Here is a 15184-nt window from a genome sequence, read left to right as displayed (position 1 = left end):
GATATGGCCTGTCAAGCACTGTCGGCAAGAGCAGGACGGGGTGCTCTGCGCCCCTGCCGAAAACGGCCAAGGCGAAAACAGCCAAGGCAAAAACATCCACGGCGACAACGGCTTGAATGCTGACAGCCGGGATGGTGGGTCCCAGGCTGAAGCACCCACGAAAGAGTCGCAACAGCGAATCTTAGACCGCAAAATCCCTGTTTGTGACTACGCTGGAACAATGAACGCCGCGCAGCCGTTGATCCATATTCAGGACTTTCATATGAGCTTTGGCACGAAAAAGGTCATTGAGGGGCTCTCCTTCGACGTTCACCGCGGGGAGACGTTTGGTTTCCTGGGCAGCAACGGCAGCGGAAAGACGACGACGATCCGGGCGCTGCTGGGCATCTACCGTCCCACGTCGGGAACCTTGGAGATCAACGGGAAGGTGTTCAGCGGCGACTTTGGCGCCCGGCTCGGCTACCTGCCTGAGGAGCGCGGGCTGTACAAGAAGGAATCGGTGCGGGACGTCATGAGCTATTTCGGCCGGCTCAAGGGCATGTCGAGGCAGGCAGCGCAGGATTTTTGCCGCCAATACCTGGACCGGGTGGGCCTGGCTGACAAGGCTGAACTGCACGTGGACAAGCTCTCCGGCGGTGAGCAGCAAAAGATCCAGCTGGGCGTGACCATCATGAATGAGCCGGAGCTGCTGATCCTGGACGAACCGACCAAGGGCTTTGACCCGGTCAACCGCCGGCTGCTCATGGACATCATTGAGGACCGCAAGCAGGCCGGCGCCACGGTCATGATGGTCACCCACCAGATGGAGGAGGTGGAGCGGCTGTGCGATTCGATCATCCTGCTCAAGGACGGCCAGGCTGCCGCCTACGGAACCATCGACGACGTCCAAAACCAGTTTGGCGGGCGCACCATCAGGCTTAAATACGCAGGCACCATCCCGGCCTCACCGAACTACCAAGTCACCTTGGCGGAAACGAACTACGCCGAGCTGTCCCTGCCTGATGGGGTGGACGAGGCCCAGGTACTGAAGGAGCTGGTGCTGGCCGGCGTTGTGGTGCGGGGCTTCGTCGCGGCCAAGCGGAGCCTCGAGGACATCTTCATCCAGGTCTACGGCGAGGCGCCCGGCACCGCAGCCCGCACCGAGGAAGTACCGGCACATACCCGCGGCAGGAGAAACTGACATGGCCCGGCACAACCTGCGCACCGTGGTGGAATTTGAGTTCACCAGGACCATCAAGAAGCGGCGCTTTTGGATCGCCACCCTGGCCATCCCCGTCCTGCTGGGCATTGTTTTTGCTTTGGTGTTTGCCAGCAGTTCCGCCACCCAGTCGCGGGCGGATGCCCAAAAGAACCAGACCTTGTCCTTCAGCTACACGGATGCCTCCGGGCTCATTGATCCCAAGCTGGCCACAGCGATGGGCGGCGCGCTCGAGACCGACCCGGGCTCCGCCGTCGAACGCGTCAAGGAGGGGAAACTGGACGCCTTCTTTAGCATCCCGGCCAACCCCACGAAGGAGCCGGTGCAGGTTTATGGGGCGGACCAGGGCATTTTCAAGAACGGCACGTACGACGCCGTGGCCACGCAGCTGGTGGTGCTCTCGGCCCAGGAAAAGGTGGGATCGGCCGAATTGACGGCGCTGGTGCAGGGGAAATTCAGTACCGAAACGCAGACTTTCAAGGATGGGCAACCGTCGGGCGGGCTGGAAACGGTGGTGCCGCCACTGCTGTTTCTGGTGCTGTTTTATGTGGTGATCATCCTGCTGGCCAACCAAATGCTCGCCTCCACGCTGGAGGAGAAGGAAAACCGGGTCACGGAGATGATCCTGACCACGCTGAACCCGACAACGCTGGTGGTGGGCAAGGTCATCTCACTGTTCCTCGTGGGTGCACTGCAGGCCGTGGTGTTTGCCGCCCCCATGGTGCTTGGCTACCTGTTCTTCCGCGAGCAACTGGCCCTGCCCGACTTTGACCTGTCCCACCTGCAACTCCAGCCGCTGCCCATGCTCGTTGGGGCGCTGCTGTTCATTGGCGGATTCATCCTGTTCACCGGCGTGCTGGTCGGCATTGGCGCCGTCATGCCCACCGCCAAGGACGCCAGCATGGTGTTTGGCCCGGTCATGATCATGATGTTCATCCCGTTCTACATTGTGTCGATGATTGTCAGCGACCCCGGCTCGGTGATCGTGAAAATCTTCACCTACTTCCCGTTCACGGCGCCCATCACGGCCATGCTGCGCAACGCATTCGGCTCACTCAGCGGGTTCTCCGCGGCCGTGGTGATCGTGGAACTGTTCGTGTTCGGATTCCTGGCCCTGCGCGTGGCCGTACACCTGTTCCGCTACGGCTCCATTGAGTACAACCGCAAGCTTTCCCTGCGCACGGCGTTCTCCCGGAAGGGCTGAGACCCATGCAGGGTGTGCAGCGGCGCGTACTGTGGGTGGCCATCCTCGCCTCGTTCGTGGCATTCCTGGATGGCGCCATTGTCAACGTTGCACTGCCCGCCATGACCCGCGAGCTCGGCGGCGGCATCACCACGCAACAGTGGGTGGTCGACGCCTACCTCCTCGCACTCGGTTCCCTGATTCTGATCGCCGGCTCACTGTCCGACACCTTCGGCCGCGTGCGCATCCTCCGCGCCGGCCTGCTCATCTTCGGCCTCGCCTCGCTCGCCTGCGCCCTCGCACCGAGCGCACTTTTCCTCATCGCGGCCCGCGGTATACAGGGTGCCGGCGCCGCACTGTTGGTGCCGAGTTCACTGGCCCTGATCACGTCCACCTTCAGCGGGCCCGCACAGGGCAAGGCGATCGGCTCCTGGACGGCCTGGACCGGGACGGCGTTTCTTGCCGGCCCGCTGCTGGGCGGCCTGCTCGTCGACTACGCCAGCTGGCGGATCATCTTCGCCATCAACGTCCTCCCCATTGCCGCCACCATGGTGCTGCTGAGGGGGCTTTCCCTGAAGCACGACGCCGGAACCCCCTTCGCGGGCACCCCACCTGCCGCTTCTCCCGTCCCTGGGGCTGTGCCCGTTCCCGTGGCTGTGCCCGTCACTGTCCCTGCGCACGTCACCTTGCCGGGGACGGCGCAACGGGTCGATGTGCCCGGGGCGGTGATGGCCGCCGTCGGACTTTTTGGCACCGTTTTTGCCTTGATCGAGCAGGACAGGCTGGGGTGGGGGAGCCCGCTGGTGTCGGTGCCATTTGCGGTGGGGGTGGTGATGCTGGGGGTGTTCCTGTGGTGGGAGAACCGCGTTCGGGCGCCGATGATGCCGTTGGGCTTGTTCCGGATCCGCAATTTTGGCATGGGCAATGCGGCCACGGCGTTCATCTATGCCGGGGCGTCGCTGGGCGGGCTCATGATGGTGCTGTTCCTGCAGGAAGTGGCCGGGTTTACCGCGGCGCTCGCCGGCCTGGCCTCGATGCCCACCGCCGTGGTCCTGCTGCTGCTGTCTGGACCGTTCGGCACCTTGGCCGGCAAATACGGGCCGCGGCTGTTCATGGCTGTGGGGCCCATCGTTGCCGGTGTGGGCTACCTGCTGATGGCCACGGCGGCGCCACCGTTCAACTTCTGGCTGCAGATCCTGCCCGGCATCCTGGTGTTTTCCGTCGGCATGTCCATCACAGTGGCGCCGCTGACGGCAGCCATCCTGGGGGCGGTTCCAACATCGCAGAGCGGGATTGGTTCGGCCATCAACAATGCAGTGTCCAGGGTGGCCGGGCTGATTGCCGTGGCACTCGCCGGCGTCATGCTGGGCGGGGTGCTGGACTTTGGCTCGTTCCGGCGCATCATGGTAATTACGGCCGCACTATTCATTGTTGGCGGGATCGTGTCCGCCGCGGGGATCAGCAATGCGCCGGCGCAGCGGAGGGAGGCTGGTTCCGGGGCTGGTCCCGACACTTGAGGCAACATTCATGCGGGATCCGTCGTAAGGCTGTCGTACATTGACGGGAAAGCATCACGAAAGGACATCCGAGCATGACGCAACAGGCCATCATGATTGCCTGCGCCCACGGCACCAACGACGCCCAGGGGCAGACCCGCATCAACCAGCTCCGGGCCGACATCGCGCAGCTGCGCCCCGGCCTCACCGTGTTGGAGGCCTATGTTGACGTGCAACAGCCCGCACTGCCGGACGTGGTTGCGGGTCTGGCACCGGACTCCCGGGTCGTTGTGGTGCCGCTGCTGCTGACCGTGGGGTACCACGTGCAGGTGGATATCGCCGAGGCCGTTGCCTCCCGGCCCAACACATTCGCCGCGGCACCGCTGGGTCCGGACCCACGCCTGGCGAAGTTGCTGGATGAGCGGCTGGGGGAGCTCCCCGCCGGGTGGGGGGTTGTGCTGGCTGCGGCCGGATCGTCCAGGCCCGAGGCGGCCGAGCAAATTGAGGTGCTCGCGGCCGACCTGGCCGTCCGTCGTCCGGAGCGGGTCATGGCCGCCTACGGTGCCAGTGCGAAGCCGTCGGTTCCGGAAGCTGTGGCCGCACTGCGGGACGGGGGCGCCGTTGGTGTGGCCGTCGCGTCCTACCTGCTGGCCCCGGGCTATTTCCATGACCAGCTTTCGATGGCCGGTGCCGACCTCGTGGCCGAGCCGCTGCTGCCCGCCACATTGTTGGCCGAACTGGCACTGGAACACTTCGATGCGGCGGTTTCTTCACGTGGCACGGCCGCCTGACATGATGGACGGTCAGCAACCCCGATGAAAGGCTTCCCGTGGGGGAACACCCAATACAAAGTTCTGACAATTCAGCCGCTCCGGAAGGGGGCCAGCAGCCTGGCAACCAGCCGCAGCCGGAAAACCAGCAGCCCGAGCAGTTCGCAGCGCAGCCCGGAGGCCTCCCGCCGCCGTTTGCGCAGCCGCCCTTCTACCCGCCACCGTTTGCGCAGCCCGGTGACCAGCAGGGGCCCTACCCGCAGTCCCCGCACAGCCAGCCGTACCCTCCGTACGGTGCGCCCGCACTAAAGCAGGACACCACCAACACCATGGCCATCGTGGCCTTTGTGCTGTCCTTCGTAGTCAACCTGGCCGGTGTCATCACCGGGCACATTGCGCTGGGCCAGATCAAGCGCACAGGGGAGAAGGGCCGCGGCTTCGCGCTGGCTGGTGTCATCATCGGCTATGTCTCGCTCGCGGCCTCTGTGGCGGCCGCCATCATACTGGTGGTCGTGCTCGCCGCCGGCGGGCTTGCGGCGTCCGGCGTCACCTCATACGACCCGGATGCGGAAAGTGCCCGGCCGAACGGCACTGTGGAACAAGTCAACACCAATGCCTACGGCGGCATCACCTTTGGCCGGGACGGGGTGCTGATCCCGCCAACCGTCCTGACCGCGGACGTGGACATTTGGGACCTGCCGAAGGAACCCGCCAGCCTGGCAGACATCGGCATCAAGGCCTCCGCCAGTGGTGAACCGGTCCAGGTGGTGGTGTACCTGGACTTCATGTGCCCGGACTGTGCCGACTTTGAAGAAGAGTACGGCCCCTCGCTGAGGGCCTTGGGGGACCAGGGCGGCGTCACCCTTGAGTACCGCCCGGGGGGCTTCCTGGACGAATATTCTGACGGTGCCGACTACTCGTCCCGGGCAGCCGAGGCGGCGGCCTGCGTGGCCAACACCGCGCCGGAAGATTACAAGCGATTCATTGACACCCTGTTGGCCAACCAGCCGGCCATCGACTCGATGATGCCGGACACCAACTACCTGGTCGAGCTTGCCAATGCTGTCGGGGCCGGAGACATCGACGATTGCCTGGCCGGAATGGACATGTTCGATCTGGTCTCCGGAGCCACGCTCCTGGCTGTCGGCCACGGGCTCACCGGAATACCCGGCGTCTTCATGGATGGCAAGCAGTGGATGGACGGACCCTTCCCGGATTTCGCCCAGGGAGTCCTGGACGCGAAGCAGTAGCCGCGACGACGTAGGCGTGGAGAAATAAGCGCCGCGACTTTTCGTCTGCACGCCGTAGCGTTCGTACGTGGCGCCACTTTGAAAGTGGCGCCACGTACCCCGTTAACCCTGCGCGGGCCCAAAGTGCACGGCCGTTCCGCACCGCAGGGGGTGCTTCCTGCGCGGGCCCTGTCCCTCAAGGGGAATCATTGTGCCGTGCAGCCACAGACGCCCGCCAAGGCTCCGCCCAGCACACCCCGCCCATAAATGGTGGGTGTGACGAAATGTTGCCCAAGGTGAACCAGCGTTGCAAAGCTGATTGGCTCGGGGGATGCGGCAACCTACGCTCGTTTCATGACACAGACAGCTCTAGCCGGAGCGAACGCCCAGAGCGCCGCCACCGCACCCACCGACGCCCCCGCCGAAAAGCCGGTCCGCACGGCACGCCCCCGTCCCGCAGCCAAGCCGCACGGGCAGTGGAAGGTTGACGGCAAGGCCCCGCTGAACCCGGTCGAGGTGTGGAAGCAGGACGACGACGGCCTCTCCGTGCGCCACCGCATCGAGACCATTTACGCGCATGAGGGCTTCGACGCCATCACCGATGACGACCTGCACGGCCGCTTCCGCTGGTGGGGGCTGTACACGCAGCGCAAGCAGGGGATCGACGGCGGCAAGACGGCCTCGCTGGAACCGCACGAGCTCGAGGACAAGTTCCTCATGCTGCGGGTGAGGATCGACGGCGGCAGTCTCACCACCGAGCAACTGCGCGTCATCGGCCAGATCTCGCGCGACTTTGCCCGCGGCACCGCTGATTTGACCAACCGGCAGAACATCCAACTGCACTGGGTGGAGGTGGAAAGCGTGCCGGAGATCTGGCGCCGCCTGGAAGCCGTTGGCCTCTCAACCACCGAGGCCTGCGGCGATGTTCCCCGCGTCATTCTTGGCTCCCCGGTGGCCGGGATTGCCAAGGAGGAAATCCTTGACCCCACCGAATTCATCCTGGAATTGAACCGTCGCTTCATTGGCAACCCGGAGTTCTCCAACCTGCCGCGTAAGTACAAGACCTCCATCACCGGCCACCCGAACCAGGACACGGTGCACGAGATCAACGATGTCTCCTTCGTGGGCGTGCGCCACCCCGAACTCGGCCCCGGCTACGACCTGTGGGTTGGCGGCGGGCTGTCCACGGCGCCGCGACTGGCCCAGCGCGTCGGCGTTTTTGTGCCGCCGGAGGACGGGCCCGCCGTGTGGGAGGCCGTCACGAGCATCTTCCGTGACTACGGCTACCGGCGCATGCGCAACAAGGCCCGCCTGAAGTTCCTGATCGCCGACTGGGGTGTGGAGAAGTTCCGCCAAATCCTTGAAGACGAATACCTGGGCCGCAAGCTTCCCGAGGGCATTGTGCCGCCGCAGGCCAAAGACCTCGGCGACCACGTTGGCGTCCACGAGCAGAAGGACGGCAAGTTCTTCATCGGCTCGGCCCCCTTCGTTGGTCGGCTCTCCGGCGACAAGCTCGTGGCGCTCGCCGACCTCCTCGAGACCCACGGCTCGCACCGCCTGCGCACCACACCGCACCAGAAGATCCTGGCCCTGGACATCGCCGGCGCAGACGTCGAAACCGTCATCGCGGGGCTCGACACCATTGGCCTGTCCGCCCGGCCGTCCGTGTTCCGCCGCAACACCATGGCCTGCACGGGCATCGAATTCTGCAAGCTCGCCATCGTCAACACCAAGGACACGGCCGAGCACGTCATCGGAGAACTCGAACAACGCATGACCGACCTGATCGACGCTGGCCTGCTGGGCGACCCGATCACCCTGAACATCAACGGCTGCCCCAACTCCTGCGCCCGCATCCAGACGGCGGACATCGGCCTGAAGGGGATCGTCGTTCCCACGGACGACGGCGGCACAACAGGCGGTTTCCAGGTTCACCTGGGTGGCGGGCTGGCTTCGCAGAACCGCGAGGAGGCAGGCCTGGGCCGCACCGTTCGCGGGCTCAAGGTGGCGGTGGACGACCTCTCCGACTACGTGGAGCGCGTCATCCGCAGCTACGCGGCCAACCGCATCTCCGAGGAGACTTTCGCAGAATTTGCGCACCGGGTGGATGAGGAGCTGCTGACATGACCGTTGCAAGCACGCCCCTGCCATCGGTCGAACCGGTGGGGGGCGAGACCCGTACGCTGCGTTCGCACGAGGAGCTGAAGGCCCGTGCCGCCGCCGGTGCCGCGGAACTGGACTGGAACGCGTCCGCCCAGGAGGTCATCGCCTGGGTGGCGCGGAACTTCGCAAGCAGTACGGCCGCCGTCGCCTGTTCCATGGCCGATGCAGTGTTGCCGGCACTTGTGGCGGACCAGTTGCCCGGCGTCGACGTGCTGTTTCTGGACACCGGCTATCACTTCCCGGAAACGTACGCCACGCGTGATGCAGTGGCCGAGAACCTGCGCGTGAACATTGTCGCTGTAGAGCCGGCGAACACCGTGGCGGAGCAGGATTCGCTGCTGGGCAAGGACCTCTTTGCCCGCGACCCGGCCCAGTGCTGTGCGCTGCGGAAGGTCGAACCGCTCTCCCGTTCCCTGTCAGGATACGAGCTGTGGTTCACCGGTGTGCGTCGCGACGAGGCACCCACCCGCACCAACACCCCGCTGGTGGTGTGGGACGAAAAGAACGGCCTCGTCAAGGTCAACCCCGTCGCCGACTGGACGTACGACGAGCTGATCAGCTACTCCGACGACAACCTCCTGCCCGTGAACCCACTCCTCAGCCAGGGCTACCCGTCCATCGGATGTGCCCCCTGCACCAACAAAGTGGCCCCCGGCGCCGACCCCAGGTCCGGACGCTGGGCCGGAACCTCCAAGACAGAATGCGGACTACACGTATGAGCACCCAAACGATCGACAACGACCTGAGCCCCGGGATTGCACCGGCGGCCGGGGAGACCTTGAACTCCCTGGACCTGCTCGAATCCGAGGCCATCCACATCATCCGCGAGGTGGTCGCCGAGTTTGAGCGCCCCGCGCTGCTCTTTTCCGGCGGCAAGGACTCGGTGGTGATGCTGCACCTGGCCACCAAGGCGTTCTGGCCCGGCAAGGTGCCGTTCCCCGTGCTGCACGTGGACACCGGTCACAACTTCCCGGAGGTCATCGAGTTCCGCGACCGCACGGTTGAGCGGTTGGGCCTGCGCATTGAGGTTGGTTCGGTTCAGGCGTTCATCGATTCCGGTGAGCTGGCCGAGCGCGCCGACGGCACCCGCAACCCGTTGCAAACGGCGCCGCTGCTGGATGCCATCGCCAAGAACACGTTCGACGCCGTTTTCGGCGGCGGCCGCCGCGACGAGGACAAGGCCCGCGCCAAGGAACGCATCCTGAGCCTCCGTGACGAGTTTGGCCAGTGGGATCCGCGCAACCAGCGCCCCGAGCTGTGGAACCTGTACAACGGCCGCCACACGGTGGGTCAGCACGTGCGTGCGTTCCCCATCAGCAACTGGACCGAGCTGGACATCTGGCGCTACATTGCCCGCGAGAACATCGAGCTGCCGGGCCTGTACTACGCCCATGACCGCGAAGTGTATGAGCGCGATGGCATGTGGCGTGCGGTGGGTCCGGTCTCGGAGCCCCGTCCCGATGAGCACGTCGTCATCAAGCAGGTCCGCTACCGCACCGTGGGGGACATGTCCTGCACCGGCGCCGTAGCCTCCGACGCCACCACCGTCCACGACGTAGTGCGTGAAGTTGCCGCCTCCACCCTGACCGAACGTGGCGCCACCCGGGCCGATGACCGCATCTCCGAGGCCGCCATGGAAGACCGCAAGAAAGACGGCTACTTCTAATGAGCACCGACACGCAGACACTGCTGCAAGAAGCCCCCCTGGCCCACGCCACCCTGTTCCGCTTCGCCACGGCCGGCTCCGTCGACGACGGCAAGTCAACCCTCGTGGGCCGCCTGCTCCACGACTCCAAGGCCATTCTGGCCGACACGCTCGACGCCGTCACCCGCACCTCGGCGGACCGCGGCTTCGGCACCGGGTTCGGCAGCACCCAGAAGATCGACCTGGCGCTGCTGACCGACGGCCTGCGTGCCGAGCGCGAGCAGGGCATCACGATCGACGTCGCCTACCGCTACTTCGCCACCGACCGCCGCAGCTTCATCCTCGCCGACTGCCCCGGGCACATCCAGTACACCAAGAACACGGTGACGGGCGCGTCCACTGCGGATGCCGTCGTCGTGCTTATTGACGCACGCAAGGGGGTCCTGGAGCAGACCCGCCGGCACCTGTCGGTGCTGCGCCTCCTGCGTGTGCCTAATGTGATTGTGGCCGTGAACAAGATCGACCTCGTGGACTTCAGCGAGGACATCTTCCGCGCCATCGAGGACGACGTCCAAGCGGTCGCCGAGGACATTGGCCTCGGCGATGTCGTGGTCATTCCGGTCTCCGCGCTGGAGGGCGACAACGTCGTGGAGCGCTCCGCCCACACCCCCTGGTACACCGGGCCCAGCCTGCTGGAGCTGCTCGAAACGCTGCCCACCACCGACGAGCTGGAGCGCGGCCTCGAGCCGTTCCGCTTCCCGGTCCAGCTGGTGGTGCGGCCGCAGGGTGCGCTGGCTCCCGCGCTTGCCGCCGCGGACGACGCCGGAGCCTCCTTCCGCGATTACCGAGCCTATGCCGGCCAGGTCGCCTCGGGCGCCGTCGCGGTGGGAGAGTCGATTACGGTATTGCCCTCGAGCCGGACCGCCACCGTGGTGGGCATCGACTTTGCCGGCCGTTCACTCGATCGCGCGGTGGCCCCTCAGTCGGTGTCGCTGCGGCTGAGCGAGGAGATCGACATTGCCCGCGGCGACGTCATCGCGGCCACCGGCACCTTTGGCGAGGTCAGCCAGGATTTGTACGCGGAGCTGTGCTGGCTGTCCACGAAGCCGCTGCGCGAAGGTTCCAAGGTGTTGATCAAGCACGGCAGCAAGACCGTGCAGGGCCTGATCCGCGCCGTGACGGGCAAGCTGGAGTTGGAGTCGTTCACGTATCAGGGTGCCTCAGGGCTGGAGCTCAATGACATTGGCACGGCCCAGATCCGCCTGGCCTCGGCGTTGCCGATTGAGTCGTATGCCCGGCACCGCCGCACCGGCGCGTTCCTGGTGATCGACCCGCAGGACGGCAACACCCTGGCAGCCGGCCTGGTCAAGGACCACCCGGGCGACCACGAGGACGAGCGCTACAGCATCTGACGTTTGTCGAGTTTGTCGAGACCCGGACCCCACGCCGAGAAATGATCCCGATCCCGCTTTCTGACACCGACATCCCGGTGTCGAATGGTGGATCGGGATCATTTTTTACGGGCCCAGCCATTGACGCGCCTCCCGCGCTCCGAAACGATGAAGTGGTGCCGAAAAATCTCGGCCCATCGTTGCTGGAACTAGGGAGAACGCCATGGCCACGCAAGTATTCGTCAACCTTCCCACCGCAGATTTGGACCGCTCCAAGGCCTTCTTTGAGGGGATTGGCTGGGCGATCCAACCGAATTTCACCGATGAGAACGCCGCCTGCATCCTTGTCGACGAGAACATCTACCTGATGGTGCTCACCCCCACGTTTTATGCCACGTTCACCGACAAGACGATTATTGATCCCAGCACGCACTTGCAGGTGCAGACCGCATTCAGCCGGGACAGCCGCGAGGATGTGGACGCCATGCTGGAGAAGGTGCTGGCTGCGGGAGGGGCCGAGCCCCGCCCCGCCCAGGACATGGGATTCATGTACGCCCGCGACTTCGAGGACCCCGACGGCAACTGGTTCAGCGCAATGTGGATGGACCCCAAAGCGGCGGAGCAGGGCCCCGAGGCGTTCATGGCAGAGCAGGAGCAACAAGCATCGGGCCTGGGCCACGCTTGAGGGTTCTTCACCACAGGCTGAACGTCAGCTGATGACAGTTGTGTATGGCTGTTTATTGTATTTATGAGCACTCTTCACACCGATGTACATCCTTCGTTGCATGCAGGTATGGCTGCCTGCCTTGTCGAGTCGTTCAATCATGCGCACATTGCGGGGGTCAACTAGCGCTTCGACGCGGGCCCAGCCTGCCAATGGCTCCGCGGCCCAGCCATCCTGATTCTGGCGGGTGTGGATCTCGTGGCCGATGGACCAGTACAAGCTGATCAGTTGGGTATCGACGCTCCGGCGGGCCTGCACCTGCGCTGCCCGCCCTGGGCCTTGAGCGAGTCGAGAAAGCGATAGTGGTCATGGGGAATGACGGTGTTGTCGGAATCGGAATCGGAATCGGGCGTGGGATTCAATTTGTCGACCACTCGGGTTCTCCTTCCTGAATGACCGCCTGCTGGCGGAGCAATTTCAGTTTCCCAGCAGGGCCTGACATTTGGGCTCGGCCAGATTTTGTAGGAGGTCGTGGAGAACACGCATCCTCAAGGACAGTGCCAAGTGGTGCCAGGAGGTCAGCAGGGCCCGCACCATCGCGCTGATCGGCTAGTCACCGCCAGTTCCACAGGTCAGTGCAGGCTGGATCCCCAGGGGCCGGCCCGCACTGCCTGGAACCGAACCAACCGCCCGCCCGTTGTGCTGGACAAGCCCTGCAAAGCTGGGAGAATTTGAAGTAGGGCCGGGATTTCCGGGTCGGAGGGCAGGGGGACACCATCGGAAGTCAGACCGTGGAAGATGCAGAGTTTGCAATGGATGAGTCGCGGTTCCGGAAGCAGGCACTCAATGACGCAGCGCAGGCCATTCGCGACACCATTGTGGGACGGCTTCACGACGACGGCCTGAACCACCATGACGTGAAATTCCGGGTTAAAAGCGCTGCATCCGCCGCCGAGAAAATGTCCCGCCGCTGCGACAATGGCGAGCTGAAGTACCCCGGCGGCCTGGAACGCCTCGACGACCTGATCGGCGTGCGCGTCATTTTGTACGTGGAGTCCGATATTGATGCGGTCGCAATCGCGCTGACGAGCCAGTTCACCTGTCACGACGATGAAGACAAGACGGCCATCATGCGCAAGAACGGTGGCATTGGCTACGCCGGGCGGCACCTGACCCTTGAAGTGCCCGCGGACAACCCGCCCACCAATTGCCGGGACTATGCCGGTTACCGTTTCGAAGTCCAGATCCGAACGGTCCTCCAGCACGCCTGGGCCGAGTTTGAGCACGACATCCGTTTCAAGGGCTCCAGCGGCGACAACGCCGAAATTAGCCGCGCATTCACCATGGCCTCCACACTGATTGAACTCGCTGACCAGCAGTTCGTGAACATTGCCGACACCCTGAAGCGGCTTCAGTCCGAAGGCGCCATCGACCCGGTTCCCGAGACCCAAACGCTCGACGCCGGGTCCCTTCAGGGCGTGCTGAATCGTGCCTTCCCGCAGTACCGCAGCAGCAAGGAAAATCAATACGACTGGATGGTGCACGTCCTCGCCGCGAACGGCATCGACACCGTCAGTGCGGCAGAGGACTGGTTCAGGTCGATCGATGAGCGGAAGGTTGCCAAGCTCATGGCCTACCGCTTCAACCCCGGCCAGGTCCGCATTGCCGACGATCTCCTGCTGCAGTCCTTTGGGGAATCTTATGTGGATGCCACGAAGTCGGTGGGCAGTGACAGGAACCGCGAGTCAAAGCTGCTTTCACGCCTGCGCAGGCTCCGCGATGAGTGGGATGACCAGCAGGACGGCTGAGCCTGCGAAGCGAGGGAAGGAAACCACGCCATCTTCGCTCCGGGATTCAGCGCTGGCCACGGTGATCACCCCTGGGCTGCGGCCCAGCCCGCAACGCGTGCGGCACTTTCCCCTTCCGAGATGTCCTCAACCCGGGTCATGATGGACCAACGCACGCCAAAGGGATCCCGGATGCTGGCAAAACGGTCGCCCGAGACGAAGTTGGTGACGGGTTCCCTGACCGTTGCGCCAGCCTTGACGGCACGGTCCACAACAGCGTCAACATCGGAACAGTACAGGGCGATCGAATAGCAGTCGGCGTCGCCTTCCGGCGCCGGGACCAGGTGGTAATCCGGGTTGGGCTCGCCCATCTGGAGGTGGCCCTGGCCGAAGTCCAGCTCCGCATGAGCCACGACACCGGCAAACTCGGTGACTGCAACGGTCCGTGCCCCAAAAATGTCCTCGTAGAACGCGATGGCCTCCGCGGCGCGGGGGATGGCCAAAAACGGTGTCAGGCTGGTGAGGCCCTGCGGAATGCCGTGGTTGGTGAACTGGCCGTGGGCGGCGGTGGACTTTTCAAGTTCTGGTGATTTGTTCATGTCAGCAACGCTACGCAGCCTGGTTCCTGGAGGCTTGTAGATTCGCGACATCCCTGCCCATGGCACCGGCACTGCCCATAGAATTGCAAGGTGAGCAGCAGCTTCAAGGGAATCCTGTATCCCGCCCGCCTTCCAATGTTCCACCGCCTGCCCGCGCCCGCAACCGTTGAACACCTCGTACAGTGGTTTTGGATCCCGGAATGGGACATTGCACCGGGGCGCGTCTCCCGCCAGCAACTGCTCGCCTACCCGGCCTGCAACCTCGTGGTGCAGCCCGACGGGATGGAGCTATCCGGTCCCACAACCCGGGTCTCACATCAAGACCTCAGCGGGACGGGCTGGGCGGTGGGTGCACTCCTGAAACCGGCGGCGGTTCCGTTCTTTGCCGCCAATCCGCGGGAGCTGTGCGACGCCCGACTGGACGTTGAGGCACCCAAGCTGCTGGCCGCCGTCGTGCATGCCATGGGCGGGGCAGCACCGGAAGAGCAGCGGGAAAAGGCCGTCGCCATTTTCGCCGATTGGCTGGCGGAGCAGCTACCGGAAGCGTCCGCGGAGGCCCTGCTGGCCAACGCCATGACGGAGGCCATCGCGAACAACCCGGAACTGGTCCGTATCGAGGATGCGGCGGCGCAGCTGTCGGTGTCCACGAGAACGTTGCAACGGATGGCAAAGAAGTACGTGGGGTTGAGCCCTTCGGCCCTGATCCGGCGGCGGCGCCTGCAGGAGGCTGCCGACCATGCCCGCGCCCACCCTGAGATGGACCTGGCGGCCGTGGCAGCCGAGTTCGGCTACGCTGACCAAGCCCATCTGGCCAACGATTTCCAGCGCTTCCTTGGCATCACGGCCAGCAGCTATCGGCGGGCGGTGGGCGCGGGCCCGGTGGGTTCGGGCGGGCTGTGAGGGAATGAGCGGCCGCACGCTTTATGACGGGGTGTGAACGTCCGTGACCCCGAGCGTCGGGACTGTTGAAGCGGCGCCGTTCCGGTTTCTAGCCTTGGTGAATGAAGAAATCAGCCACGGCCGGGACCGCCCAGATTCCGGCCGTTTCCACCAGACAGC

The 15184-nt window shown here is 64.6% G+C and carries 14 protein-coding genes; 12 read left to right on the top strand and 2 right to left on the bottom strand.

The window, feature by feature from the left end; genetic code table 11:
- The first annotated feature begins 220 nt into the window (after nt 1-220).
- The 10 genes from art_RS10860 (at nt 221) to art_RS10815 (ending at nt 11760) form a co-directional block, all read left to right on the top strand.
- The gene (locus tag art_RS10860) at nt 221-1180 is read left to right on the top strand and encodes an ABC transporter ATP-binding protein (protein WP_038469707.1); all 960 of its coding nucleotides are present in this window, start codon (nt 221-223) and stop codon (nt 1178-1180) included.
- A 1-nt stretch (nt 1181) separates the two neighbouring features.
- On the top strand, nt 1182-2402 hold the full coding sequence (locus art_RS10855) for an ABC transporter permease (RefSeq protein WP_038464930.1): 1221 nt from the start codon (nt 1182-1184) through the stop codon (nt 2400-2402).
- A gap of 5 nt (nt 2403-2407) precedes the next feature.
- Nucleotides 2408-3898: an MFS transporter gene (locus tag art_RS10850; RefSeq protein ID WP_052136267.1), complete on the top strand. Its 1491-nt coding sequence runs from the start codon at nt 2408-2410 to the stop codon at nt 3896-3898.
- Nucleotides 3899-3972: 74 nt separating this feature from the next.
- On the top strand, nt 3973-4668 hold the full coding sequence (locus art_RS10845) for a sirohydrochlorin chelatase (protein WP_038464928.1): 696 nt from the start codon (nt 3973-3975) through the stop codon (nt 4666-4668).
- 38 nt (nt 4669-4706) lie between these two features.
- Nucleotides 4707-5897: a DUF4190 domain-containing protein gene (locus art_RS21025; protein WP_052136265.1), complete on the top strand. Its 1191-nt coding sequence runs from the start codon at nt 4707-4709 to the stop codon at nt 5895-5897.
- 333 nt (nt 5898-6230) lie between these two features.
- Nucleotides 6231-8003: a nitrite/sulfite reductase gene (locus art_RS10835; protein ID WP_038464926.1), complete on the top strand. Its 1773-nt coding sequence runs from the start codon at nt 6231-6233 to the stop codon at nt 8001-8003.
- Nucleotides 8000-8758, top strand: coding sequence for a phosphoadenylyl-sulfate reductase (locus art_RS10830; RefSeq protein ID WP_082000240.1), 759 nt, complete (start codon nt 8000-8002; stop codon nt 8756-8758). Before art_RS10835 ends, art_RS10830 begins: the two co-directional genes overlap by 4 nt.
- The gene (gene cysD / locus art_RS10825) at nt 8755-9705 is read left to right on the top strand and encodes a sulfate adenylyltransferase subunit CysD (RefSeq protein WP_038464924.1); all 951 of its coding nucleotides are present in this window, start codon (nt 8755-8757) and stop codon (nt 9703-9705) included. The genes art_RS10830 and cysD overlap by 4 nt, the downstream gene beginning before the upstream one ends.
- A complete protein-coding gene (locus art_RS10820; protein WP_038464922.1) occupies nt 9705-11096 on the top strand; it encodes a sulfate adenylyltransferase subunit 1 in 1392 nt (463 codons plus the stop codon). Before cysD ends, art_RS10820 begins: the two co-directional genes overlap by 1 nt.
- A gap of 202 nt (nt 11097-11298) precedes the next feature.
- Nucleotides 11299-11760 carry a VOC family protein gene (locus tag art_RS10815; RefSeq protein ID WP_038464920.1) on the top strand — a complete coding sequence of 154 codons (462 nt, stop codon included), beginning with the start codon at nt 11299-11301 and terminating at the stop codon, nt 11758-11760.
- A 263-nt stretch (nt 11761-12023) separates the two neighbouring features.
- Here the strand turns inward: art_RS10815 and art_RS22525 are convergent, their stop codons facing one another.
- On the bottom strand, nt 12024-12173 hold the full coding sequence (locus art_RS22525; RefSeq protein ID WP_162182054.1) for a hypothetical protein: 150 nt from the start codon (nt 12171-12173) through the stop codon (nt 12024-12026).
- A gap of 378 nt (nt 12174-12551) precedes the next feature.
- Between art_RS22525 and art_RS10805 the strand changes: the two genes are divergently transcribed.
- The gene (locus art_RS10805) at nt 12552-13547 is read left to right on the top strand and encodes a GTP pyrophosphokinase family protein (RefSeq protein ID WP_038469695.1); all 996 of its coding nucleotides are present in this window, start codon (nt 12552-12554) and stop codon (nt 13545-13547) included.
- 65 nt (nt 13548-13612) lie between these two features.
- On the opposite strand, the gene art_RS10800 is transcribed toward art_RS10805, so the two are convergent.
- Nucleotides 13613-14125 (bottom strand): glyoxalase/bleomycin resistance/extradiol dioxygenase family protein, encoded by a 513-nt coding sequence (locus art_RS10800; protein ID WP_038464916.1) that lies wholly within the window; start codon nt 14123-14125, stop codon nt 13613-13615.
- Between the two features lie 90 nt (nt 14126-14215).
- Between art_RS10800 and art_RS10795 the strand changes: the two genes are divergently transcribed.
- Nucleotides 14216-15025 (top strand): helix-turn-helix domain-containing protein, encoded by an 810-nt coding sequence (locus tag art_RS10795; protein WP_038464914.1) that lies wholly within the window; start codon nt 14216-14218, stop codon nt 15023-15025.
- The last annotated feature ends 159 nt before the right edge of the window (nt 15026-15184 follow it).

The sequence above is a fragment of the Arthrobacter sp. PAMC 25486 genome, from assembly GCF_000785535.1.
Lineage (GTDB): Bacteria > Actinomycetota > Actinomycetes > Actinomycetales > Micrococcaceae > Specibacter.
Note: the sequence above shows the minus strand (reverse complement) of the source record. Positions and strands in the feature narration are given on the sequence as shown.